The sequence below is a fragment of the Clostridia bacterium genome, assembly GCA_017405765.1.
Classification (GTDB): domain Bacteria; phylum Bacillota; class Clostridia; order Oscillospirales; family RGIG577; genus RGIG577.
The window spans coordinates 13,785-37,953 of sequence record JAFQZS010000044.1 but is presented as its reverse complement, the minus strand read 5'-3'; the positions used below and the strand labels follow the sequence as shown (position 1 = coordinate 37,953).

12 protein-coding genes are annotated in these 24,169 nt (G+C 53.2%); 7 read left to right on the top strand and 5 right to left on the bottom strand.

Annotated elements, in window-relative coordinates; genetic code table 11:
• Nucleotides 1-17: 17 nt before the first annotated feature.
• On the bottom strand, nt 18-392 hold the full coding sequence (acpS, locus tag IJG50_07915; protein MBQ3379769.1) for a holo-ACP synthase: 375 nt from the start codon (nt 390-392) through the stop codon (nt 18-20).
• Nucleotides 393-866: 474 nt separating this feature from the next.
• On the opposite strand from acpS, the gene pheS reads away from it, so the two are divergent.
• The 5 genes from pheS (at nt 867) to IJG50_07890 (ending at nt 5,643) form a co-directional block, all read left to right on the top strand.
• Nucleotides 867-1,886, top strand: a complete 1,020-nt coding sequence (pheS, locus tag IJG50_07910; GenBank protein MBQ3379768.1) for a phenylalanine--tRNA ligase subunit alpha — start codon at nt 867-869, stop codon at nt 1,884-1,886.
• 18 nt (nt 1,887-1,904) lie between these two features.
• Nucleotides 1,905-4,289, top strand: a complete 2,385-nt coding sequence (locus tag IJG50_07905) for a phenylalanine--tRNA ligase subunit beta (GenBank protein ID MBQ3379767.1) — start codon at nt 1,905-1,907, stop codon at nt 4,287-4,289.
• Nucleotides 4,290-4,395: 106 nt separating this feature from the next.
• On the top strand, nt 4,396-4,641 hold the full coding sequence (locus IJG50_07900; GenBank protein ID MBQ3379766.1) for an IreB family regulatory phosphoprotein: 246 nt from the start codon (nt 4,396-4,398) through the stop codon (nt 4,639-4,641).
• A gap of 92 nt (nt 4,642-4,733) precedes the next feature.
• Nucleotides 4,734-5,039, top strand: coding sequence for a hypothetical protein (locus IJG50_07895; protein MBQ3379765.1), 306 nt, complete (start codon nt 4,734-4,736; stop codon nt 5,037-5,039).
• A gap of 94 nt (nt 5,040-5,133) precedes the next feature.
• Complete coding sequence (locus IJG50_07890; protein ID MBQ3379764.1) at nt 5,134-5,643, top strand: NUDIX domain-containing protein; 510 nt, start codon at nt 5,134-5,136, stop codon at nt 5,641-5,643.
• 94 nt (nt 5,644-5,737) lie between these two features.
• Here the strand turns inward: IJG50_07890 and IJG50_07885 are convergent, their stop codons facing one another.
• Complete coding sequence (locus IJG50_07885; GenBank protein ID MBQ3379763.1) at nt 5,738-6,082, bottom strand: Hpt domain-containing protein; 345 nt, start codon at nt 6,080-6,082, stop codon at nt 5,738-5,740.
• Nucleotides 6,083-6,351: 269 nt separating this feature from the next.
• Between IJG50_07885 and IJG50_07880 the strand changes: the two genes are divergently transcribed.
• Entirely contained in the window at nt 6,352-7,437 is a 1,086-nt protein-coding gene (locus tag IJG50_07880; GenBank protein ID MBQ3379762.1) for an amidohydrolase, read from the top strand.
• Nucleotides 7,438-7,447: 10 nt separating this feature from the next.
• Here the strand turns inward: IJG50_07880 and IJG50_07875 are convergent, their stop codons facing one another.
• Complete coding sequence (locus tag IJG50_07875; protein MBQ3379761.1) at nt 7,448-10,027, bottom strand: TetM/TetW/TetO/TetS family tetracycline resistance ribosomal protection protein; 2,580 nt, start codon at nt 10,025-10,027, stop codon at nt 7,448-7,450.
• 168 nt (nt 10,028-10,195) lie between these two features.
• Between IJG50_07875 and IJG50_07870 the strand changes: the two genes are divergently transcribed.
• Entirely contained in the window at nt 10,196-11,128 is a 933-nt protein-coding gene (locus IJG50_07870; protein ID MBQ3379760.1) for a serine acetyltransferase, read from the top strand.
• Between the two features lie 60 nt (nt 11,129-11,188).
• On the opposite strand, the gene IJG50_07865 is transcribed toward IJG50_07870, so the two are convergent.
• The gene (locus IJG50_07865) at nt 11,189-17,692 is read right to left on the bottom strand and encodes a chitobiase/beta-hexosaminidase C-terminal domain-containing protein (GenBank protein MBQ3379759.1); all 6,504 of its coding nucleotides are present in this window, start codon (nt 17,690-17,692) and stop codon (nt 11,189-11,191) included.
• Between the two features lie 263 nt (nt 17,693-17,955).
• Nucleotides 17,956-24,033 (bottom strand): chitobiase/beta-hexosaminidase C-terminal domain-containing protein, encoded by a 6,078-nt coding sequence (locus tag IJG50_07860; protein ID MBQ3379758.1) that lies wholly within the window; start codon nt 24,031-24,033, stop codon nt 17,956-17,958.
• Nucleotides 24,034-24,169 lie beyond the last annotated feature (136 nt).

The following is a 24,169-nucleotide window of genomic DNA, read 5'->3' as shown; positions in this document are numbered from 1 at the left end:
ACGCCTCCCTTTGACCATCAGTCTTTCTTTTCTGCAATTACTACGGCCCCGGCCGTAGTATCGGTATGAGTTATGCTTAAAAAAAATTTTGCTCCAAGCATCTTTGCCGCTTCGGCGGCCTTGCCGGAAAGCACGAGATACGGCGCGCCGCGCTCGTTATGCTCAACCGACACAGAGTCAAGGCTCATTCCTAAAAAGCCCGTGCCCAAAGCCTTTGAAAAGGCCTCCTTTGCCGCGAACATTCCTGCCGCGCTCTGAGCTGCCGCCTTTCCCTGCGATTTTATATAATCGCGTTCCGTTTCGGAATACACCTTAGATAGAAAGCGCGGATCTGCGATGAGCCTTTCTATCCTTGCTATTTCAACGAGATCGATGCCTACGCCGATAATCATACGTTTCCTCCGGCTTGCAGACCGCAAAAGGCGGCGCGTGTATTTCAAAATATTCTATCATAATTATTCATGTTCGTCAAATTTACGCGGCGCAGTAAAAATCAGATGCTTTTTTGTTGACAAGCAAAAGAAAGAATAGTATTATATTGTAGATAAATATATCGACTGTGACGGCACATATAAGCAAAAGCATTTCGCGATAAAGAGATGAAACGCCGCGGCTGAAAGCGTTTTTTCGCCGCTTTTGTGAAATTTCATGCCCGAGTCGCCCTTCTGAACGCTGCTTTGCAAGTAGGTCGGGCCGTATGCGCTGCGTTAAAGCGGAGTCGTTTTATGACGTCAAAAGTTTCGACCGAAGCGAAAAATCAGGGTGGTACCGCGCATTTTATGCGCCCCTATGTGCAAAGCGCATAGGGATTTTTTATTTTTATATAAAGCAAATAAATATTTAAGTATTTTTGAGGTGAAAGCAATATGAAAGAAAAGCTTCTTAGCATGCATGAGAAGGTAAAAAGCGATCTTGAAAAAGTCAAGACCGCGTCCGAGCTTGAGAACATACGTATAAACTATCTCGGAAAAAAAGGAGAGCTTACGGCAATACTTCGCCAGATGGGACAGCTTTCCGCAGAGGAGCGCCCCGTTATGGGCAAGATAGCGAACGAAGTAAGAGCAAAGATCGAGGCCGATATCGAAGAAAAGAAGGCAAAGCTTTCGGCTTTTCTTATAGAGCAGCGCCTTAAGTCGGAGACCATAGACGTTACGATGCCGGGCCGCGTTCACGCTATAGGCAAAAAGAACCCGCTTACGCAGGTACTTGACGAGCTCTACGACATATTCCTCGGCATGGGCTTCTCGATAGCTACGGGGCCGGAAGTGGAATACACCTACTACAATTTTGACGCGCTCAATATTCCGTCCGACCACCCGTCGCGCGACGTGGCCGACACCTTCTATATTACGGATAAAATAGTACTTCGCACTCAGACTTCTCCCGTGCAGATACGCACGATGGAGAATATGAAGCCTCCTATAAAGATAATCGCTCCCGGACGCGTTTACCGCTCCGACGCGGTCGACGCCACGCATTCCCCCGTTTTCCATCAGATAGAAGGTCTCGTAGTTGACAAGGGAGTTACGATGGCCGACTTAAAGGGTACGCTCGAAGTTTTTGCAAAGTCGCTTTACGGCGACGATACGGCGGTGAGGTTCAGACCGCACAACTTCCCGTTCACCGAGCCTTCGGCCGAAATGGATATACGCTGCTTTGCCTGCGGCGGCAAGGGCTGCTCGCTTTGCAAGAACGAAGGCTGGATAGAGATCTTGGGCAGCGGCATGGTGCATCCCAATGTGCTTCGCAACTGCGGCCTTGACCCCGAAGAATACTCGGGATTCGCATTCGGCATAGGCCTTGAACGCATCGTTATGAGAAAATACAACATAAACGATCTGAGGCTTTTCTATGAGAACGATCTGAGATTCTTAAATCAGTTTTAATTTTGGAGGTAGTGCAGTATGAAAACACCGTTAAGCTGGATAAACGATTACGTACAGGTTACAGATATAGAGGCGCGCGAGTTCTGCGAGGCAATGACTATGTCGGGATCAAAGGTCGAATCCTTTGAATCGACGGGCGACGCAATACAGAACGTAGTTATCGCAAAGATATTAAAGATAGAAAAGCATCCGAACGCCGACAAGCTCGTAGTATGCAGCATGGACGTAGGCAAGGGCGAACCCGTTCAGATAATCACGGGCGCAACTAATGTGCGCGAGGGCGACATAGTTCCGGCGGCTCTCGACGGAGCGAAGCTGCCCGGCGGAAAGTCTATAAAAAAGAGTAAGATGCGCGGCGTCGAATCATTTGGAATGCTCTGCTCCGTCGGCGAGCTCGAGCTGAGCGTCGAGGACTTCCCCGGCGCTATAGAGGACGGCATACTTATTCTTAACGACAGCTACACCGTAGGCGAGGACGTTAAGACCGCGCTTGGTCTTAACGAGGTCATCGTTGAATTTGAGATAACGCCGAACCGCCCCGACTGCCTCTGCATGACGGGCATAGGACGCGAGGCCGCCGCTACGTTCAAAAGACCGTTTAAGCTTCCAAGCCTTAAATACACGCCCGACGAAAACGACAATATAGATAATTACATATCGGCGGAAGTTAAAAATTTTGACCTATGTCCCAGATATATGCTAAAGGTCGTAAAGGACGTCCGCATAGCTCCCTCCCCCGCTTATATTCAAAAGCGTCTCACGATGGCGGGAGTACGTCCGATAAACAATATAGTTGACATAACAAATTACGTAATGCTTGAAATGGGCATTCCGATGCACGCCTTTGACCACAAGCTTATAGGCGGCAGACACATAATAGTAAGAAACGCCGAGGCAGGCGAAAAGCTCGTTACGCTCGACGAGATAGAACGCACGCTTACGCCCGATATGCTCGTTATCTGCGATGCGGATAAGCCCGTCGCGGTAGCAGGCGTCATGGGCGGAGAGCACAGCGTAATAAACGACGATACTACGACTATAGTATTTGAAGCTGCAAACTTCAACGGCCACTCGATACGCACCACGTCAAAGACGCTGGGATTAAGAAGCGAGGCGTCGTCGCGCTTTGAAAAGGGCCTTGACCCTCATATGTGCGAGCTTGCAATAGAGCGCGCGTGCGCGCTTATTGAAGAAACGGGTTCGGGCAAGGTCGTTTCGGGCGTCATAGACGAATGCGGCGTTTTGGAAAGCGCGGCGACAGTAAAGCTTGACGCCGATAAGATAAACCGCTTTTTAGGCGCCGAAATACCGCGCGAGGACATGGTAAAAACGCTTGAGCTGCTCGACTTCAAGGTAGAGGGCGACGACATATATGTTCCCTCTTTCCGTGCTGACGTATCTCATTGGGCAGATATCGCGGAAGAAGTGGCGCGCATTTACGGCTACGATAAGATACCTTCCACACTTTATTCCGGCTCAGGCAGTCAGGCGATGCTTACGCCCGTTCAGAAGTTTGAGAAAAAGGCTGCGGACGTTCTTCTGTCGAACGGCTGCTTTGAGATATTCACATATTCATTCATAAGCCCCAAAGCGTTCGATATGCTGGGGATACCCGCAGACGATAAGCTGCGCGACACGGTAAAAATATCGAACCCCTTAGGCGAGGACACGAGCGTTATGCGTACCACCACGCTCCACTCAATGCTCGACGCGCTCGCAAGGAATTATAACTTTAAGAATACAGAAGCTTCGCTTTTTGAGATATCCAACGTATATATTAAGAACGAGGACGAAACGAAGCTTCCGGACGAACAAAAGAAAATAACTATAGGCACTCTTACGGGCGATTTCTTTGATCTTAAAGGCATAGTCGAGAGTCTTTTTGCAAACCTGCACGTCGGAGGCGCGCAGATACGCCCCATGACCGACGATCCCGTTTTCCATCCCGGACGCGCGGCAGCATACAGCGTCGGCAAGAGAGATTTTGCCGTGCTCGGAGAAATACATCCCCGCGTTGCCGCAAATTACGGTATAGATAAGCCTGTTTACTGCGCAGTAATAGATCTCGCCTCCGCATACAGGTATTCAAAGAAGAATATCTCGTATAATCCGCTTCCCCGTTTCCCCGCGATAACGCGCGACCTTGCGTTCGTTACGGAGCGCAGTATGCTTTCGGGAGATGTTGAGACCGTAATAAAGAAGTACGCCGGAAAGCTTTTGGAAAGAGTAACGCTGTTCGACGTTTACGAGGGCAAGCAGATAGGCGAAGGCAAAAAGAGCATGGCCTATTCAGTCATACTCCGCGACAGAGAAAAAACGCTTACCGATAAGAACGCCGATGAAGTCGTTGCAAAAATACTCAAGGGGCTTTCAAAGGATCTCGGCGTTGAGCTTCGTAGTTAATTTTTGTAAATTGTAATAATAATGTAACATAAATCGCTGTATTTTTGCTTGTAAGTTGCACTTAAGCGTGATATAATCACTAAAAGAGGTGACAGAGGTGATGGCAGTGATGAACGATACTATTAAATTTTCAATCAAAGAAGAGAGAGAAGACGAATTAAAGCGTATACTGACGTCGGTATACGATGCGCTGAGAGAAAAAGGTTACAACCCGATAAATCAGATTGTGGGCTATATCCTGTCAGAAGATCCGACTTACATCACAAATCACAATAACGCGCGCAGTTTGATAAGGAAGATCGACCGAGACGAGCTGCTTCATATACTTGTCCAGTCGTACCTCGACGAATAATATTTTAAAGCGCTCTGCCCCGCAAATGATAAACGCGGGGCAGTCTCGTTTTTCGTGTTTTGTTTACTAAAAGTCAAAAAAGGAGGCTTATGATGGCTCAAAAAAAGAAAGCAAAAGATGATTTTTTATATTATAAGGGCAAACCGTTTGTACGCTGTGACAATACGATATACTACGGAAACATGACCGATCCCCACGTAATCGTGATGCAGGTATTGGAATCAAAAAAAGTGGGCGATCTTGACGTTGCCTCAAAGGTATCCGTTCAGCTCGTGATGACCGATGAAAATGTAAAGCCAAAAGATAAGATAGTGAAACGCATTGAAAAGCCCGGCATATATTCTGCTATGGATATTGCAGACGTATGGCTGGAGCGCGCCAACAACGCAAAAAAATAAGTATTTTAAAACTATGAATTGCCCGCCGCTTTTAAAAGCAGCGGGCAATTGTACCTGATTTCCGGTTAAAAAATGAGAAAATGAGGCGTGCAATATGCATTATAACTACTGTCCCATATGCGGGACCAAACTGAAAGACAAAAAGGCCGGCGACGACGGAGCCGTTCCCTACTGCTATTCTTGCTCCAAGTACTGGTTCGACGGATTTTCAAGCGCGGCAATAGTCCTCGTCGCAAACGAATACGGCGAGATGGCCATGCTTCGCCAGGGGTACATCTCGCACGAGTACTGGACGTATGTCGCCGGATATATGAAGCCGGGAGAATCAGCCGAGGAAACTGCCGTAAGAGAAGTATACGAGGAGCTGGGGCTGAAAATAGAGCGTCTGGAATACGGCGGCACTCATTGGTTCCCTATGGGAGACCAGCTTATGCACGGCTTTATCGGATTTACTAAAAAGAAAGACTTTACGCTTTCTTCCGAAGTTGACGAGGCTGTGTGGGTCCCCGCCTCGGACGCTCCTAAGCTCATGTTTCCCGAAGTGCCCGGCAACACTCAGTATCCGCTTTACAGGCAGTATATGAAGATGACCCAAAAAACATGATCGATACTTCGGCTTTCCCCAAAAATGCGAATATAAAAGAAATACGCCTCATTTGCAAACGCGAACAAACGAGGCGTATTTTATTGTTTAAATATCACTGTTCTATCAAAAGCTTAAGCTCGTCGTTCTTTGCGATTATCAAAGAAAGCAGCTCCTTATACTCGACGGGCTGATGCGCTCTCAAAAGGTCGGTAAGCTCTGCTGCGGGCTCGTATATCGGAGTGAGCGCCAAATTACCCATTACGCCCTTCAGCGCGTGAGCGGCCTCAAAAGCCGCCTTAAAATCGCCCTGTTCCAGCGCATTTTTAAGATTATCAAAGCTCTTGTCGTTTACGGCAAGCTTTATTAGTCTGAAATAAAAGTCCTCCTTCTTCATGCATCTGTTCATTCCTTCGTCAACATTAGCGCCGAACGCGCGCAAAGCATCTAAAGACAGCATAATAATAACTCCTCTGTATTTATTTTTATTTAAGCTTATTTTGACGAAATGCCCAAGCCTCCGTTTCGTGCCTTGGCCGCATTCGTCCATACCCTGTTTTAACGTATGCATATCGCAAAAGCAGGTATTTATATCCGATCACGTTTGTTTACAGTATACCACAACAATATTTATCTTTCAACACAGAGCCGGCGTTTTATGATATATTATTCTTTGGTGAAGGAGGCGTTTATTTCACAGTGAATATTGAAAATTTTGAAAAATGCGTGATGCTCCGCCATACGCTTCATAAATATCCGGAGCTTTCGATGCGAGAACATAACACCGTAAAAACGCTTATGCGCTTCATTTCGGAAAATACGTCGTTTAAGACCGTAGACTGCGGCGGCTGGTTCTACGCCGTAAAAGAGGGATCTGATGCGGCTGCGGGCGCCGTCGCTTTCCGCGCCGATATGGACGCTCTGCCTATTCACGAAGGCCTCGATATCCCCTATGCATCGACCACAAAAGGCGTTTCGCATAAATGCGGACATGACGGCCACTGCGCCGCGCTGTGCGCCTTGGCGCTCGAGCTTGAGCGCGCAAAGTTAAGCCGCACGGTTTATCTTATATTTCAGCCTGCCGAGGAAACGGGGCTCGGCGCCGCGATATGCTCAAAGCTTATATCAGAAAAGAATATAACGGAAATATACGCTTTTCATAATCTTGGCGGCTATGAGGAGGGAGAGATAATATACAGAAACGGTCTTACTCAACCCGCCTCGGAGGGGCTTATCATAAAGCTTATCGGAAAGGAGTCGCACGCAAGCGACCCGGGTTTTGGCAGAAATCCGGCTTTCGCCGTTTCAAAGCTTGCGCTTTATTCACAGTCTCTTTTAAACGGGGATAACACCGGCTTCTTCACGTGTACCGTAGTGGGAATAAAAGTCGGAAGCGGCGATTTCGGCATATCTGCAGGATACGGAGAGCTTAAGCTTACGCTGAGAGCAGAATACGAAAGCGATCTTGCCCGCGCAAGAGAAACGCTTCTCGAATACGCCTCGTCTTTAGCTGAAAGCGAGGGGCTCGTTCTTAAAAGCGAACGCTCCGACTCCTTCCCCGAAACGAAAAACGACCCAAAATGCATAGAAAAAGTTATTACGGCCGCAAAAAAGCGCGGTTTTTCCGTAAAAGAGATGGATAATATGTGGATGGCGTCTGAGGATTTCGGCTGCTATACGAAAATATGTGCGGGAGCCATATTCTATATCGGAAACGGCAGGAAGTATCCCGCGCTTCACACTTCGGAATATGATTTTAACGATAATATCATTCCCGCAGCCGCCGATATGTTTTTGGAGCTTGCCTCAATGTAAAAAACGCTCCCTACTCTTTTTCAAACAGATCTCTAATTCTCAGCGGCGCGCTCTTTTTATCGCTTAAATGGCCGCGCATATCCATCATTACTCCTGCCACCTCGGCTTCAAATTGAGACGCAGGTATCCTAAGCGCGCCCTGCCCTAAAATTATAAGCTGTTCTAGTCCGTCTGACGTTGCTACTCTCACGTTATGCTCCTTTGAGAGCCTGCCCGCCGTCTTTTCGATATATTGATCGGCAGTCTGCGCCTCTTTTGTGAAAACAACGGTCACATTCCCGTGCTTCGTCATATGCTCGGCGCCGCCCTTGACCTTATACGCGTCGAAAACGAGAATGACATTTTGGCGCTTATACGCCGAGTAATTCTGCATTATGCGGATAAGCGTCTCCCTGGCGGCGTCCATGCTTCTTTCCGATACGGCGCGAAGTCCGTCCCACGCAAAGATTATATTGTAGCCGTCCACCAAAAGATAATCCGGGCCGCTTTTTTTATTCTTTGAAACGTATTTTTGAGCGTCCGACTCTTTTTTCTTCTCTGTCGGCTTCATTGCAAGATAACGGTCAGTCTTCACTGGGCCGTAAACATTTTCAAACACGGCCATAAGTTCATCGTCGGAAAAGTCGCGTTTCGTATAAGTTTTCGGCCTTACGGGTGTACTTTTTGGCTTTTTTTGAGAAAGCGCGCTCTCAAGGTGCATATATTTTTCTACCTCGTTCCACTTTACCAAAAAAGCCGTGCCGCCCTCGCAAAAGATGCTGTCGGCTGTATTATATATATCAGCTTCCGGATCGTAGGCTGCCGATGCTATGGCCTTTTTCGGCTCAACGCACGGGCGGTACGCGCAGAACGAAAGAAAAATGCGTCCGAGGCCGTGCGTAAAAGATGCAAGCTCGTCGGGATATTCCCCTATTTTCGATACGGCGGCCTGCCCCGTAACAACGGCGTGATCCGCCGAAGCGTCCGGCGCGTCCACCTTCGCGCCCATAAGCTCAAGATCGTTTAAAGCCCTGCCCAAGCTTTCGCGCGGAAGCTCTATTCTGAAATCGTACCACGGCTCCAAAAGAACGCTTTCGGCGCGCATAAGGCCCTGCCTTACGGCTCTGTACGTCGCCTCTCTGAAATCGCCGCCGTCCGTATGCTTTACGCTTGCGCGTCCCGATGCAAGCGAGATCTTCATATCCGTAATATCTGAGCCCGTAAGCACGCCTTTATGGCGTTTTTCCCTAAGATGAGTAAGTATGAGCCTCTGCCAGTTTTTGTCTAAATCATCCTCGGAGCAGACACTGTCAAATATGAGGCCGCTGCCTTCGGGCAAAGGCGAAAGTATGAGATGTACCTCGGCGTAATGCCTGAGCGGCTCGTAATGACCGACTCCCTCCGAAGGCGCGGCTATCGTCTCGCGGTAAATTATCCTGCCGGCGCCGAACGTCACGTTAATATTGAATCGTTCGTGTATTACTTCTTTAAGGATATCAAGCTGCACGCTGCCCATTATCTGTACGCGAAGCTCCTTTAGACTTTCGTCCCACACAAGACCCAGCTTCGGATCCTCCTCCGAAAGCTGCATGAGCTTTTCGACCGCATCGTGAACGTTTATGTCCGGAGGGAACAGAACGCTGTATGTCATAACGGGTTCAAGCACAGCGGCGGCGCTTTCCTCCTCGCATCCCAGCGAAAGGCCGGGATAAGTGAAATTAAGCCCCAGCACGGACGCGATCTGGCCCGCTTCAGCCTCGTCGGCAGTCGTGAATTTTGCGCCTGAGTATATTCTTATCTGCGTTATTTTCTCCTCGCGGCCGTCTAAGCTCAGCGTATCGCGTACCTTTAGCTTCCCTCCCGTTATCTTCATATGAGTTATCCTGGCTCCGCGTTCGTCGCGCGATATTTTAAATACTTTTGCGCCAAAGCCGTCTTTTTTTTGCGTTTCGGGCGCGAGATCGTATATCGCCTGCATAAGAGCATCGACGCCCGTTAGCTTTAACGCCGCGCCGAAGCAGCACGCAAATACATTTCTTGCCGCTACTTCGGCTTTTATCGCAGCTTTTGATATTTTTCCCGTTTCAAGGTACTCGTCGAGCATTTTTTCCGAGGAAACGGCAATGCTTTCAAGGTCGGGGGCCTCGCAGTCGAAAAACACGCCGCCAAGCTTATTTGAAAGCTCCGAGAGCATCTCGCTTTTCGTGCGCTCGCTTGCGTCCGTCTTATTTACGAATATAAAAGTCGGTATGGCGCGCTTTTTCAAAAGATTCCACAGTGTGAGCGTATGGCTTTGAACGCCCTCCGACGCGCTTACAAGCAGCACGGCGCAGTCAAGCACGTCGAGCGTTCTCTCCGTTTCGGCAGAGAAATCAACATGCCCCGGAGTGTCAAGCAGCGTGACGCAGAGGTCTTTTATAACAATAGAAGCCTGCTTAGAGAATATCGTTATGCCGCGCGCGCGTTCAAGCGCGAAATTGTCAAAAAACGCATTGCCGTGATCGACGCGCCCGATCTTTCGTATCGTGCCCGTAAGATAGAGCATCGCCTCGGACAGAGTCGTTTTTCCCGCGTCAACATGCGCGAGCATTCCTATCACCGTTCTTCTCATAAAAAGCCTCCTTTCGTCACCGATATACGCATTCAACTAACAGTATATCATAAAACCACACTCCCGCGTAAATATTATGAAACATATTCAAAAAACGAATTGCGCGGATATCCGCATAATGATACAATAGACTAAAATACAATAATCATCTGCGAGGTAAATAATATTATGGAGAACAACACGAGAAAGCTTGTAGACGCGATTTTGGAAAGCTACGGACAATATAAGCCCATATGCCGATTGGACGCCGAAAACATTCTCAATAAGCAGATAATAATTGAGGTGCTTGAAAAAGTGAGAAAGCTTCTCTTCCCCGGCTTTTTTGAGATAAGCAAGACGCGCTCCGACTACATTGAATATGCAGTCGGCGATCAAATAGAATTTATAGAGTATAATCTTCGCAGGCAGATAGCGCGCGCTTTGGGAAGCAGCGGCGCGCACGGCGACAAGAGCTACGCAGAGCTTTTTTCGGAAGCGGGCGGCATAGTTTATGATTTTCTGTCGCAGATACCGAAAATACGCGAATATCTTAATACCGACGTGCAGGCGGCTTTCAACGGCGACCCCGCCGCAACGAGCACCGACGAGATAATCTTTTCATATCCCGGCCTTTTTGCAATAACCGTTTACCGCATAGCGCACGAGCTCTATCTTTTAAAGGTGCCGATGATACCGCGTATAATGACCGAGTATGCGCACAGCGAGACGGGCATTGACATACACCCCGGCGCAACTATAGGAAGATACTTCTTCATCGACCACGGCACGGGCATAGTTGTCGGCGAGACCACCGAAATAGGCGACAACGTAAAGATATATCAGGGCGTAACGTTAGGCGCAAAGTCCACGAGAAAAGGACAGCTTCTTCGCGGCGTAAAGCGTCATCCAACCATCGGCGACAACGTGACCATCTATTCGGGCACTACTATTTTAGGCGGCGACACCGTAATAGGCAGCGGCGCGACGATAGGCGGCAACTCCTTTATTTTAAGCTCCGTATCCGCCGGAACGACCGTAAGCGTAAAAAATCCCCCGCTTGAATTCAGCGGAGGACTTTCACAAAACGCCGCAAACGGCGAATTTTGGGACTGGGTAATTTAACACATAGCCATAAGAGGCCCTTCCGATGAAGGATCGGAAGGGCCTCTTTTATGCTTTGCGTTATTTTAATTTTATCTCAATGCATTTTACTTTTGCGATAAAGCCCGCTTTGTTGAGCCAAATGAGCTTTGCGCTGTTTCCGCCGGTCACGTCTGCCGAAGACGGCGACGTCAGTATATCAACGGAGATCATCTTGCCGGTCTTGTCGTAAACGGCAACGTATACGGGAGCTGCTGTCGAAACAACGCCCGATACCGTTATCTTGTCGCCTTCGTAAAGATACGACATTTTCTCGCCGGTAACAGTATCCGTTACCGTGATCTTTTGAGACGGCTTCTTTACGAGCGTAATCATAAGGCTTATGGGATTGCTGCCTACGGTCACGTTCTGCGTGCTTGCGGAGAAATCGTCGTCTCCCGCAAAAGCGAGCGTGTACGTGCCTTCAGGTACGCCGATCATGCTTAATTTGCCGTTCATTACCTTGACGGTGCGGTTTATGCTTCCGCCCAACGTATCCTTGCCCGTAAACGTAAATTCAAGTCCCTCTACCGAGCCGCCGCCCGAAGATCTTACGGTCGCGCTCAGAGTGCGAATAAGCGTCTTTGGCGTAGTATACGTGCCGGATGCGACTGCGCTGTCGTTAAAGCCCGCCTTTACGGCTATCGCCTTTATCGTCATGTCGCCCTTTATCGCGATAGAACCGTCACAAACGGGGCTTTCGGTAGTGGGCGTGCTGCCATCGGTCGTATAATAAACGGTCGCACCCTCCGGCGCCGTGACCGTTACCGCGCTGCCGCGCTCAACTTCTCCCGATGCGGGAGAGAGCACGGGAGCCGCAAGCTTTTCTTTATCGGCCGCCGTACCGGTGCCCGTGTACTGTTCACCCATCGGCGTGCCTGCGTAGCTTTCTACCGTGCCCGCCACACTAAGCGTTACGTCGCCCTCAAATGCGCTGCCCGACGCGGGAGCGATGAGTACCGTCTTGGTGTACGTTCTTACTGCCTCGCCTGCTATATTTGCGGGCGTATGTCCCTGCACGGCCGCTTCAACGGTGAAGCCCGTTATGTCGCCGCCGTCATTTGAGAGAGTGTAGTTTGCGGCGTACAGTACGGAGGCTGCGCCGTTTGCCGTATCCTCCATGTACTTCGTGAACGTAACGTAAATGCCCTCGCTAGTGTATAAAACGTCCTCTACCTCGGGCGCCGTCTCGTCAACTATGGGTATGTTTACCTCAAGCTGTACGGGGAGCACCGGAAGCAGCTTAGTCACGTTAAGTCCGTTCAGGGTCACTCCCGATACGGTCACGGTCGCCGCCGTATCGCCTACGCTCGTGCCGCTCAGACCCGCGTATTCGGCGGAAACGAACCAAAGTCCCTCGGGAACGCCCCAGCCGAAGCGTCCGTCCTCGCCCGTTATCTGTACAGCCTCCTGCGGCATTAAGAATCTCACGTCGTCGGCCGCGTTAAGTCCGGTTATCGTCTTTCCGAACTCGATATTGCCCGTGCCCGTCTTTCTGCCCGTAGCGGAGTCGGTAGTCGTCGCTTCTTTAACGATGTTGCCGTATGAGTCGGCCGCGTAGTAAAGCGTTACCTGAGCGCCCGAAACGGGATTTTCTATAACGCCCTCGTAAACTACGCCGGAGGGGTCGTTATTCTGCGGGGTGGGTTTTCCGTCGGATGTGCGCGGAGTTGAGCTGCTGCTGCTTGAGCTGGACTTTTCATCCTTCTTGCAGTTCGGGTCACGCATCTGCGACGCGCGCGCGCGGCACATGCTGTCTATCATTTTATACGTCTTTACATACTCTGTTGCGACCTCTCTCATTGCGTTCGAGCAGCTCGTGTTTATAACGGTACCCGTGGCAAAGCTTCCGAGCGCAAGCTTTGCGCCTGCCTTCCAACCAAGCTTTGCAAAGCCGCCCCAAACGCTTGCGCCGACTATTGCCACGTCGGTAAGCTCGGCCGCGCCGGAGCTGAAATCAAAGCGGTTGCACGTAGTCTCGAATATGTGGAGCTGCTCCTTGAAGGTTGAAAGCTGCGTCTCGGAGAGAGCCTGATAACACGGATTATTGGGAAGCACTTCGTTTATCTCGCGCTTCATGTCCTTAACGTAGTTTCTGTAACGCTCCCTGCGCTGATTTGCCTGCGCCCACGCCGGCAGACCGAGCAGCGTGCCTATCGTGCCGCAGGGGCCCACGCCGGCCGTACCGAAGCCGGCACTGCCATATCCCAGAGCCGATTCGCTATTACTCTCCTGCTGATAATAGCTCTCCTGTTCGTCAAAATCGAATTCTCCGTGGAACTCATCGGGCGTATGCTCACCCGAACCGTATCCTTCGAGAGGATTGTTCTCGTACGTATGCTCCTGAGGCCAGCCGTATGCGGGGCCGCTCTGCCCCTCCGAATACTCGGCGTACGCAAGCGAAGCCTCGGTATCGCTCTCTCTTAACTCTGCCTTGGGTTCGTTTAAGTTTATAAGATAACCGTAGAAGTCCTTCGTAAGCTGTGCCGTCATGAATACGTAATACGACACATCAGAGGGGTCGGAGCGGTCGATCATGAACGACGCGTTTATAAAGTACGTGCAGTATGCGATCTCTCCGTCCTCCTGCCATGCGTCCGTTATGATATAGCGGTACACCGTATGGCCCGCGTCGTCGGTTATCTGATAAGGCAGTACGTTCTCGGTGCCGTGCGTGTCCTCGGCGATCTTTTGGATATTTGATTTCGCGTTATTGAAAGCCGCCTCCGATGCAAGCTGTCCGCTGAAGTTAAATATCAGGGTATCTTCGCCCTCGTCGGCCATTCTCTCGTTGTGGATCGCGTTGAGCCACGCTATCGTGCCGTTATCCGCGCCGCTCACGTCGTGCTTCATCCTTATATAGTTGAGCTTAAGTCCGCGCTGTGCCGCGACGTCGGCCGCGCGAGCGAACGCCGCAGCGTCAAGGCCGTCGTCATTGCCGCTGAAGGTGGGCACGTTGCCGTCAAACGTAACGCTCCAGTCGTCCTCTGACGTAAGCTCCTCCACGCTTCCCGTATCGGGCGCGATCTCCGACGCGTCCATCGTGCGGTCGTATGCGACCGTCTCAACGGTGTTAGCATCCCACTCTTCGGGTTCGCTCCTCGGTATATACATCAGCTCGGCGTACGTTATCGAATCCCTGAGCGCCGTATCTACCGTGCCGGTGAACGTATCGCCGCTTTGCGTCATCGGAAGGAAGCGTATCTCGCCGTCGTTTGTAAATACCTTCGTTACGGCCTTTACGTCCTCTCCCCACTCGCTCATTATTTCAAGCGCGTCGGGGTTGTCGAACACGGCGTCAAACGATACGTCGCGCATCGAGCTGCCGTAGAAGTTGTACGGCTCGCCCACGTTGATAGTCTTAGTGACATGCTCCGTCCACGTCATCGTAAAGCTTGTAAGCTGCGGGCCCTCTGGATTGTGGAATACCCAAAGCTCGTCGCTTTCTTCGCCCGATGCGGAAAGCGAGGTGAGGATATGCACCGTAGATCCAGTGTCACTTACGTCGGTAAGAGTTACTTCCGCCGTCCAGTCGCCCCATCTGTCGGCCACAGCCTTGCCCGCGCCCGCGCCGTTGTCAAATACCGTTACTTCTTCGTTTGGCAGCGCGCGTCCCGATACCATCACGGTATCGCGGTTCACGTAAGTCGAAAGCGTATCGAGATATGCGCCCGGCCGCTTTACTATGGCATTGCCTATAAGCTGATAATACTGTCTCGTACTGCCGCCGTTATAATTAACATCTGCCGAAAGCGTTACGTCCATATCGAGTTCAAGGCTTCCGGGGATGCAGTATATCGTATATTCGCACGGCAGCTCTATATCGATGCCGCTCATACGATATGAGTCGGTGTGATAAGCATACGACAGCTTGTCGGTATAATCTTCACCGTTTATTACGATCGCCTGTACGGGAGCGCTGTTATAGCAGGTCCAGCCATGATCGCGGTCGCGAACGCCGGTACGCAGCCTGAGACTCGTAAGTCTGCCGTCGTTTATGCCGCTGTCAAGACCTATCTCGCCCGAGAAGGCCACAAGCTCGCCTGCGCTCGAGAAGCTCTCCTGGCTTGCATAAAGCGTTGAGCCGGGCTTAGTAACGTAAACGGCGTTATTTGTCGCGCGCTCGTCGGCGGTCACGCCTTCAAGCTCGGTTATCGTTCCCGCCTCGAGCGTTACGCTCCACGTCTTTATGGTCTCGGGAAGGGCGTCAAAGCCCGTCTCGTCGTTAAGATAGCTTTCATACGCGCCGGGCACGAGAGCGATTTTGTAGCTGCCCGCCCCCGACGGAGCTGTAAACGCAAACGTTCTTTTGTAACTTGTCAGGGAAAAGGCCGTGCTTTTATCTATGAATGCTCCCGAAGCGTCGTACCACGCCAAAACGGCGGGAACGGTGAACGCGGCTTTAAGGTCTACCACCACGCCCGGCCTCGGCACGAGCGTAAACGACGCTTCGCCGCGCGAGGTCGATACGTCAGCCGTCACAGCCGCCGTAGGCTCGAATGCATCGGAGCTTACGGAAACAGTCACGCTGTCCTCGGCGGCCGTACGGTTCAAGGTGTCCGTTGAACTCATAAACATCGCGTCGGAGTAGACGTGCACACCCATTGAAGCTTTATCGGTATTGCCTCCTCCGCTTATCGTTATGTTTACTATGTGAGCGCCGGTGTTGAAATATTTTTTAAGTACGTCCTCATTGCCCTCTTTCGCCTGTATTTTCATATTCGTTTTAAGATTTACGGAGTTTACCTTAATGTCATATTCAGCGCCGTTCGAGGGCGAATCTATGTTGTATCCCGAATAAAGACTGAGATTGCTTTCGCCCGAATATACTTGTACGTAAGCGCTTACGCCGGGATAAAGCGAAAGCGAAAATGCGCCGTTTTCGTCCGTCACGGCCGAACATGTGCGGTACATATTCTTATAATTCTGCGACGCCACGACTTTTACGCCGGCCAAACGCTTGCCGACTCCCGCGACCGTCACCGTGCCGCTTACATTGGCAGACGGAGGAGCGATCTTCGGCACCGTGACGTTAAGCACGCCCGACGCGGCGTCAAACGAATACGTATATCCCTCTTTATTGTCCCAGTCGTATGCCGCGTAGTTTTCCGAGTCGCGGTTAGGCGTGATGGAAAGCGTAACTTTGCCGCTCTGAGAAAAATCGCTCGTTACGATGCACGGCGTATAAAGGCGCTCGCCGTCTTTCATATAGAGGCTTCCGGAGTATCCGCGGTAATCCTCGGGGCGCGTAAGCCCAACTACGTTAAAATCGTTCAATGCGGCAAGCGAAAGCCCCTTTGACGTAAGCGCGATCTCGCCGGAGTCGTCGCTTACTTCGCCGTTATATTCGCCTATAATGGTGCGTTCGCCGTTTACGTAAGCGTAAAGCTCAAGCTTTGAAAATGTCCTGCCGTCGGAGAAATACCACGATGAAAGCGTTGCAACGCCTTCTGAAACAGAAACCATGTAATAGCTTCCCGAGTCTCCGAAATATGCCTGGATCCACATATATCCGGGCAGGTCTTTTAAAGAATCCGGCACAACTGCGGTTACGGCAGGCTTTTCCGACCAGCGGGCGATAAAGTTTATGCTGCCCTTTACGGTATATCTGTCGCCGGGCTGATAGATCTTGCTTCCGTAGCCCCAGCCCTCGAAGGTATATCCCCCGCGCTGCGGCGCGGCGGGAAGCTTTATCCTCGTGCCCGCCTCAACTGTTACGGGGTCGTATGCGCCGGTATAATCGGCTGCTCCGTTAAGCCTGTAAGTAACGGTATACTTAGGCGCAGGCTTTATTTCGAGCGTAAACGTCTTTGAAACGCTTTCGCCCTTGCTGTCAGTCGCAGTAACTGTAACGCTGTACGTGCCGTCCTCGGCGGGCGTTCCGCTTATCGCGCCCGAAGCGGCGTCAAGCGAAAGACCTTCGGGCAAACCGACAGCCGACCAAGAGCTTACATATGATCCGCGAAGCATTTCGTTATAAGCGACCTTGGCAAATCCCGCGGGAAGCGTCTCCGTAGTTATCGAAATCACCGTCGCTATCTCGTCCGTAATATGTACTATGCCGTCAGTGTGGTAATACTCGTCTTCATATTCGTCGGAAATATACGTCCCGTTCGAGGTGACGACTTTAAGGCGGTAGTCGCCCTTCTGGGCGTTCGGTATCGTTATGTTCTGTATCCAGATATCAACGCCCCAGTCGCCGTCGCCCTGAAATACCTGACATTCGTTCTCTCCGCCGTATGAAGGCGTCAAGAGATTATACTTGTTGGCTTTTGTCTCACTGTCCACAAGCCACACCTCTTTTATGGTGCAGTTCTGCGAAACACTGAAAAAACCGGAAACGGACAGCTTGGCCTCCCCTGCCTCATTTAAGGTGAGATTGCCGTCTACAGTTCCGTAGCCATAACTCTCCATTCGGTTGTTGTCGTAGAAGCTTGCTTCAAGCCAGTCCTGACTTCCGGCCAGCGCCACCGCAGGCAGTATCGTAAGGCACATGGCTATCGCGACTATCATCGACAGCGTGCGCATGAACTTCTTGTTTTTCATAAGCCTTCCTCCTTATATCTCCCGCGTCCCGTAAAAAAAGTCCGCGTCAAATGCGTTTTTTCGCGCCCGCCCTCCGGTTTCGGGCCGTCCGCGCGAATATATAATACTTCGATTATATAATACACCGAAAACGCGCGTTTTGTATACTGCGTAAATACGCAGTTTTGCGGGAAGCGCGAAAATTTTGCCGTGCCGCCGAAAAAAAGTCCTGCCAAAGCGAAAAAAGGGCCGCCCGCGGGCGGCCCTTTTTTGAAAGTCTTAGCTTATTTTACGTTTATCCGTACACATTTCACCTTTGCGATAAAGCCCGACCTGTCGAGCCATATCAGCTTCGCCGTATCGCCGCCGCTTACGTCGGCCGTGCCGGGCGCGGTAACGATATCGACCGAGATCATCTTCCCGGATTTATCGTATACGCCGACGTATACGGGCGCGGACGCCGAAACGTCGCCCGACAGGGTCACCGTGCCGCCCGCGTACGCGTACGACAGCGTCTCGCCCGTCCTTTCGTCGGTCACGCTGTCGGAAACGGTCTCGGACAGCGTGAACGTGCCCGACGAGACGTCGCTCAATTCGCAGCCGGGGCACACGGCAACGGCCCTTACCGTCATATTCGCGGTGACCGAAACGGGGCCGCTGTAAAGCGCGCTTTCGCGCGTCGGCGTACTGCCGTCGGTCGTGTAATAGATCTTCGCGCCTCCTGCCGCGGAAATCTCCACCGGCGAGTTCGCCGCAACGCAGCCGCCGTTCGGCGAGAGCGTCGGCGCCGCCGTCTTCGGAATCGTCGAAACGGCCGCGTCCGTCATCATGAAGCTTTCGTTCATCGTCTTGCCCGTATAGCTTGCGGCGGACTTGTCGACCGTAAGGCTCACCTTTGCGTCCGCGGGGATGTCGCGTGCGAGCATTATCTCGCTTGCGAACGCGGCGCCGCCCTCCTCTTCGGCGTCTGCGAACTCAATATCCGCATTCGTAAGAGCCGCGTTCGCGCCGTCTATGATTACCGTGAACTTATCGGCCGTAAGCGTATTTACGTCCATATACTGGCTGAACACGATATACACGCCCTCGGTCGTCGCCGTCGCGGATACGACCTCGGGACGGTCGATGCGCCGGAGGTTTATATTTACGTCGAGCTGCTCGGGAGCAACGGGCATATACCACGTTCCCGCCGCCTGTGCCGCGCCGTATCCGTCGCCGCCGGACGTCGTATAATCCTCGTAGCCGTCCTTCATGAAGGTCACGGACCACTTGCCCTCGGGCACCATCCACTGATAGAAGCCGTTCTCATCGGTCACGTAGGGGTTAATCTGGTCGTATTCCTCCGCGTACCACGGCGTGCGCTCTCCGCTGTCGGATACCGTATGGATAACGGCCGAAACGCCCGCGACGCGGTTGCTCTTTACGCCCTCGTACACAATGCCCGAGGGATCGATTACGGGCTTGCGCGTAGTCGGTACGGGCTGCGTTATAACGGGCGGGAAGAGCTCGGGTATCTCTATCGGCGGAGTTCCGGGAGTCGAGGGGGGCTGTCCGGGCGGGGTGCCGGGGCCCGAGGGGCCGCCGGGGGTGCTGGGCGTGCCGGGCGTTACGGGCGTACCGGGCGTTACGGGTGCGCCGCCGCCTCCGCCGCTTCCGGGAGCGCCGCCGCCGGGATTGGAGTTCGGATCGGCGGGCAGTCCCGTGCCGCTGCTGCCGGGGCCCGACGTGTCGGAGCTTTCGGGCGGCTTCGCCGTGTTGCCGCCTCCGCCGCCTCCCGCGGCTTCCTTGTCCTTATCCTTGTCAAGCTCGGGCGGCATCGGGTCGGGCGGCATAAGGCTTCTGTCCACCTTCCAGCCGCCTGCCTCTATCTCGTCAAGCGCCTTGTTGAGTCTGTCCCAGTCGTCCTTCATCGTCTGAAGCTCCTTCTGGCGCGTCTTCTTGTTGTCGAAGATCCAGCCCCAGTAATTCGAGTAGTACGCGCCCTCTATCTGGCCCTTTACGTACTTTTTGCAGGCCGTTTCGACGCCCGCGCCGACGAGGTCGTTTATGAACGCGCCGTTCGACGTGATGGCGTCGTCCTTCGCCTTGTTTACCTCTTTTAAGAACTCCTTGCCGCGCTTCCACAGCATATTGTTGAGCATACCGCCGCCGAGCTCGCCGCGCGCAAGCTCAAGCTTCTCCCAGCGCGGGCCGTTGAAGCCGCCCGGGTCGAGCGCGATGTTCTGCTCGATGGAGGCCACCATCATCTGATAAAAGGCCGTTTTCGCGTCGCCCGACAGATGAACGCCGCCGGGCAGCGTCTTCTGAAGCACGGCCGTCGCTTCGCCGCCTTCAAGTCCCGCCGTATGAGCCGCCGCGGGCAGGTCGGTGTCGATATATCCCGCCTCGCCGCCGCCGATGAGCGCGTCGAGCATCTCGAACGCGTTGAGCCACCGTATCAGCGCGACGTAGCACCTGGTCGAGGTATTCCAGCCCTCCGATACGTCGAAGGGCTCGCTTCTTTTATAAGTAAGCTTCGCGGTATTGCCGTTCTTCGTATTCCACGACTCCTCCGTATACGTCGAGGGCGTTATCGTCGTGCGCGTCCACAGCGTATAATTCGGGCTCGTCGCGCGGCGGATTATCACCGCCGTTGGAACGCCGTCCACGGACGAGAGCCGCGTATACTGGTAGTCGTCTATATACGGATACGTTATGTTCTCGCCGTCGTCGTCGGCAAAGCAGGAAAGATTCTTAAGCTCGCTTTCGCTCTTTCCCGTGAATTTGTCAAAAAGCGTGCCGAACTCGCGGTTCGCGCGGTTCACGTCGTCTATCATGCCGGGCGTCGATTCGTTCGTCACGGTGAACGTCGCCTCGTCCGCCTTCATCTGCATCTCGCGGGCGTGCTCGCCGTTCTTTCCGGTAAGCGTTATGCCCTGCGCGCCGAGCTTGCTCTTTACGTCGTCGTAGGTGATAACGCCCTCGGCGCCGCAGTCTATGCCCTCGCTCATAAAGTCGGCCCAGTAGCCGTAGTTCTCGGCCTCCGCCTTTTCCTGCTTTTCAAAGTCATGGTTCGTAAGGAGATGAACGGGCGCCTTCGGCGTATAGTCAAGCTCTATCGAAGATGCGCCGGGGTCGGCCGCCTGAGTTACGGGCTTTGGCGTATATTCCACCCAAACGCCCGAGGGCGGATTGTTCCCGCAGTAATAATCGGGCGTTACCCACGCGCCGAGTCCGCTGTCGTACTTTGCCGTAAGCAAAGCGTCGCCGTCGCTTCGCGGCAGATGGACAATAACGTCCTCCACGGCGCCGCTTTCGGTCACGGTGCTTCCGCCGCTTTCAAAGGTGAGATAGTATCTTACAGGTTTCTGCGGCAGATAGTACCAGTATCCGCTTTCCGTATACCATCCGTTGTCCCAGAGCGTCTCAAGGTAGCCCGCGTAATTCGACACCTGTATCTTATCGAGGGCGGGAAGGGACGGCGTGTACGTTACGGTCTGCGGAGCCGCGGTGTACGTTATCCCGTCCACCGTAACGGTCGCGCCGATCTGATGCTCCTCCCAGCTAAATGGGTCGCCTAAATCGAGTATGGCGGTATACTTGTTGCCCGAGCCCGTATAGGCCTCGGCCGCCGCCGCTCCGTCGACCGTTACGATCACCTTCGAGCGCCTCGGCGCGGTGCCGTATACGGATACCGCGGTACCCGATACGGTCTCGGGCGCGTAGACGCTCACGGCGGGCGTATTTACCGCGCCCTCGCCTACGTAATCCTCTCCGCCGCCGTCAAGGCGCACAAGCGCCACGGCGGTCACCTTCTCGTAGTTCGAGCGGTAGCTCTGCCACTTCACCGTAAGGGGCCAGCCGCCGTATACGTTTACGTCGGGGACGTCTATTTCGTAAATACCTTTGAACGAGCTTTGATCGGCTCCGCCCGTGGTCCACTTGACCTCGCTTCCAGCGCGTATGCCGTTAATGTACACGCTGCCGTTCAATATAAGCGCCGACGAGGAGTCCGTGCCGCTCATCTGGTTCGTGACAAGCCTTACCGTGCACCGCCTGTACGGCGCGGGATCCTTCGGCTGCACCGTTACGCGCACCGACGCGATCGCGTCGTCGGCCTGAAGCGTAAGCCCGGACGCGGACGCCTCAAGGAGTCTCGCTCTCGGGTACGTGTTCGGAAGCTCGCCCAGGTCCACCTCGCGGGTCTCGTAAGTCTCCGTGCTGTCGACGAGCGTTAAGGGCTCCGACTGAATGTAAAGCCCCGTGCCCGCCGCGTCGAGCGAGTTCTTCGCCTCGGTCAGCGTCTCCGCGGCCGCGGCGTAGGGGTACGCCTCATAGCTCGTTAAAAGCACGGTATAATTACCCGTCATCAGAATATTCGTCGAGCAGGAAAAGAGATTGCTGTCGCCGCTTACGTGATAAGGCGAAATGCGCTCCCAGCGGCTCGCGGGCTCTTCTCCCTTGAATATGCGGTAATAGTACGCGCGCTGTACGGGCAGGGAGCCCCTGAGGCGAAGAAACGTGCCGTAATACCACGTCGCGTCCGAAAGCACCGCGTTCTTGTCCGCGTCGAGCGTTACCTTTTCGTTCGCGTAGCTTGAGCCGGTGCTAAGCGAAACGTTCAGCGTTTCGCCCGCGCTCAAAGAATCGATATCCTCAAAATAAATCCTGTAATCCCTGTTCGCGGTGTCCCAAACGGCGGCCGCGGACGCGGGGACAACGGCGCCGTCGCTCTTTGTGATACGGCAGCTTGAGTTGTAAAGGGTGCTGCCGTCCAGCGTAATATATCCCTGCCTCAACCGAAGCGCCGTGTTTCCGAGCGCGAGCGTATCGCCCGACCCGGGAGCCGAGAGCGTCATGCTCCTCGAAAGATACCGCGTGCTGTTCGATGAAAGCACGGCGGTCACGTTAAGGTCGTCCCCCATGGGAACGCCTCCGATGCTTATCTCTCCCGTGGTGGTCGAGGTGTACCCGGGAGTGCTGCCCGTAAAGGTCCGGCTCTTTCCGTTTTCCGCCGTAACGGTCACCGTCATGCGTCCGCCTAAGGGTACGCCCCTTTCGTCGCAGAGCTTCGCGGTCACGGTATACGTCGGTCTCTCGGGCATCGTAAGATCGGGATGCTCGGTGTCGGTCGCGGCCATACCGGACGGGAGATAAAAGACGGCTTTATCGCCGCAGGGCACTGCGCGCACGAAAAGGTCCGTGCCGCACACGAGACTGTTGCCCTCGCTTACGAGATTTGCGGTATCGGGGTCGGGCCCGTCGTACCACTCAAAGACGCCGTTCCACACGTTCGTAACGGGCGATACGCAGCGCATTTCCGCGGGCGAAACGGTAAGGGAAACGGTCTTACTCTCCCCGTCGTTTGCCGTGAACGCCGCTTCGGCGTATGTATAAGTCTTCGTCCCCTGCGAAGTATAATACGAGCCGGTCACGGTCGCGGTATAATCGCCCGCGCCGGGACTTGCCATCGTAAAGGCGCCGCCCGCTTCGGGCACGGGCCATAAATAGTATTCTGCCACCGCGGCGCCGTTCTTCTTTACGGTAAGCATATTCGTAAGGTCGGCGTTAAGGCCCTTGTCGAACGTGAACGTAAGCTTCGGGTCGACCACCGTTATCGTGCGCGATAAGGTCTCGCTTAAAACGGTCACGTCGCCGACTCTCTCGGCCGCGCTCACGCTTACGGCATAAACGCCCGCTTTTTTGGGCACGCCGCTTATCATGCCGGTATTATTATCGAGCTTAAGCCACGAGGGGCCGTCCATCGAATACGTGATCGTGCCGCCGCTCTGCGCGACCGCCGTCGCCGTTCCCGCATAGCTTTCGCCCACGCGGCCGCTCTCGGGCAGGCCGCTTAAGGTGAGCACGGGGCGCGGCGGCGCGGGCACGCCGTCAACGACCTCGACCGTGCCGACGGCGGTATGCCATTCGTCGGTAAAGTCGGTCGTAAAGAAGCTGCCCTTGTTCGTGACGAACTCCGTCTGATATAAGCCGGGCTCAATGCCCGAGAGCGTTATATCCTCTATCCACAGGCCGTTATACATGATATCGCCCGGCACGCCCTCGTATCCGCCGGTCGCACCGGCGGGGATTTGGCCGTTCTCGAATACCGTACCCGTCCTTATGTGGGCGCCGTTCGTAACGAGATAAACGGAGTTTATCTTATACCCCTCCCCGAGGCCGCCGGAGAAGCTGAATTTAATGTCTCCGTTCGAGTCCCTGTAAAGGGTGCCGCTGTACGAATAATCGCTATGGCTCACAAGGTCGTAATAGAACGCCTCGGGCTCTGTGTACCCCGCGAACGCCGTCATCGGCAAGAGCACAAGGCACATCGCCGCCGCGATCGCCGTCGCCAGCGTCCGTTTAAGCTTTCCGTTCTTCATTTCCCTTCCTCCTCTTCGTTTTTTCGTGAATTTATGAAAAGTATATAGTTATTCGAGTATATATTACCTTGGAAACATACAATTTGTATACTGCGGAAATACGCAGTTCCGCAAAAAAAGCGCAAAAAAGCCCCCT

Excerpts from the sequence above, each read along its gene's own strand:
- IJG50_07865 (MBQ3379759.1), bottom strand. The coding sequence starts at position 17,692 with ATGAAAAACAAGAAGTTCATGCGCACGCTGTCGATGATAGTCGCGATA.
- acpS (MBQ3379769.1), bottom strand. The coding sequence starts at position 392 with ATGATTATCGGCGTAGGCATCGATCTCGTTGAAATAGCAAGGATAGAA.
- IJG50_07880 (MBQ3379762.1), top strand. The coding sequence starts at position 6,352 with ATGCTCCGCCATACGCTTCATAAATATCCGGAGCTTTCGATGCGAGAA.
- IJG50_07890 (MBQ3379764.1), top strand. The coding sequence starts at position 5,134 with ATGCATTATAACTACTGTCCCATATGCGGGACCAAACTGAAAGACAAA.
- IJG50_07895 (MBQ3379765.1), top strand. The coding sequence starts at position 4,734 with ATGGCTCAAAAAAAGAAAGCAAAAGATGATTTTTTATATTATAAGGGC.
- IJG50_07860 (MBQ3379758.1), bottom strand. The coding sequence starts at position 24,033 with ATGAAGAACGGAAAGCTTAAACGGACGCTGGCGACGGCGATCGCGGCG.
- IJG50_07885 (MBQ3379763.1), bottom strand. The coding sequence starts at position 6,082 with ATGCTGTCTTTAGATGCTTTGCGCGCGTTCGGCGCTAATGTTGACGAA.
- pheS (MBQ3379768.1), top strand. The coding sequence starts at position 867 with ATGAAAGAAAAGCTTCTTAGCATGCATGAGAAGGTAAAAAGCGATCTT.
- IJG50_07905 (MBQ3379767.1), top strand. The coding sequence starts at position 1,905 with ATGAAAACACCGTTAAGCTGGATAAACGATTACGTACAGGTTACAGAT.
- IJG50_07870 (MBQ3379760.1), top strand. The coding sequence starts at position 10,196 with ATGGAGAACAACACGAGAAAGCTTGTAGACGCGATTTTGGAAAGCTAC.
- IJG50_07875 (MBQ3379761.1), bottom strand. The coding sequence starts at position 10,027 with ATGAGAAGAACGGTGATAGGAATGCTCGCGCATGTTGACGCGGGAAAA.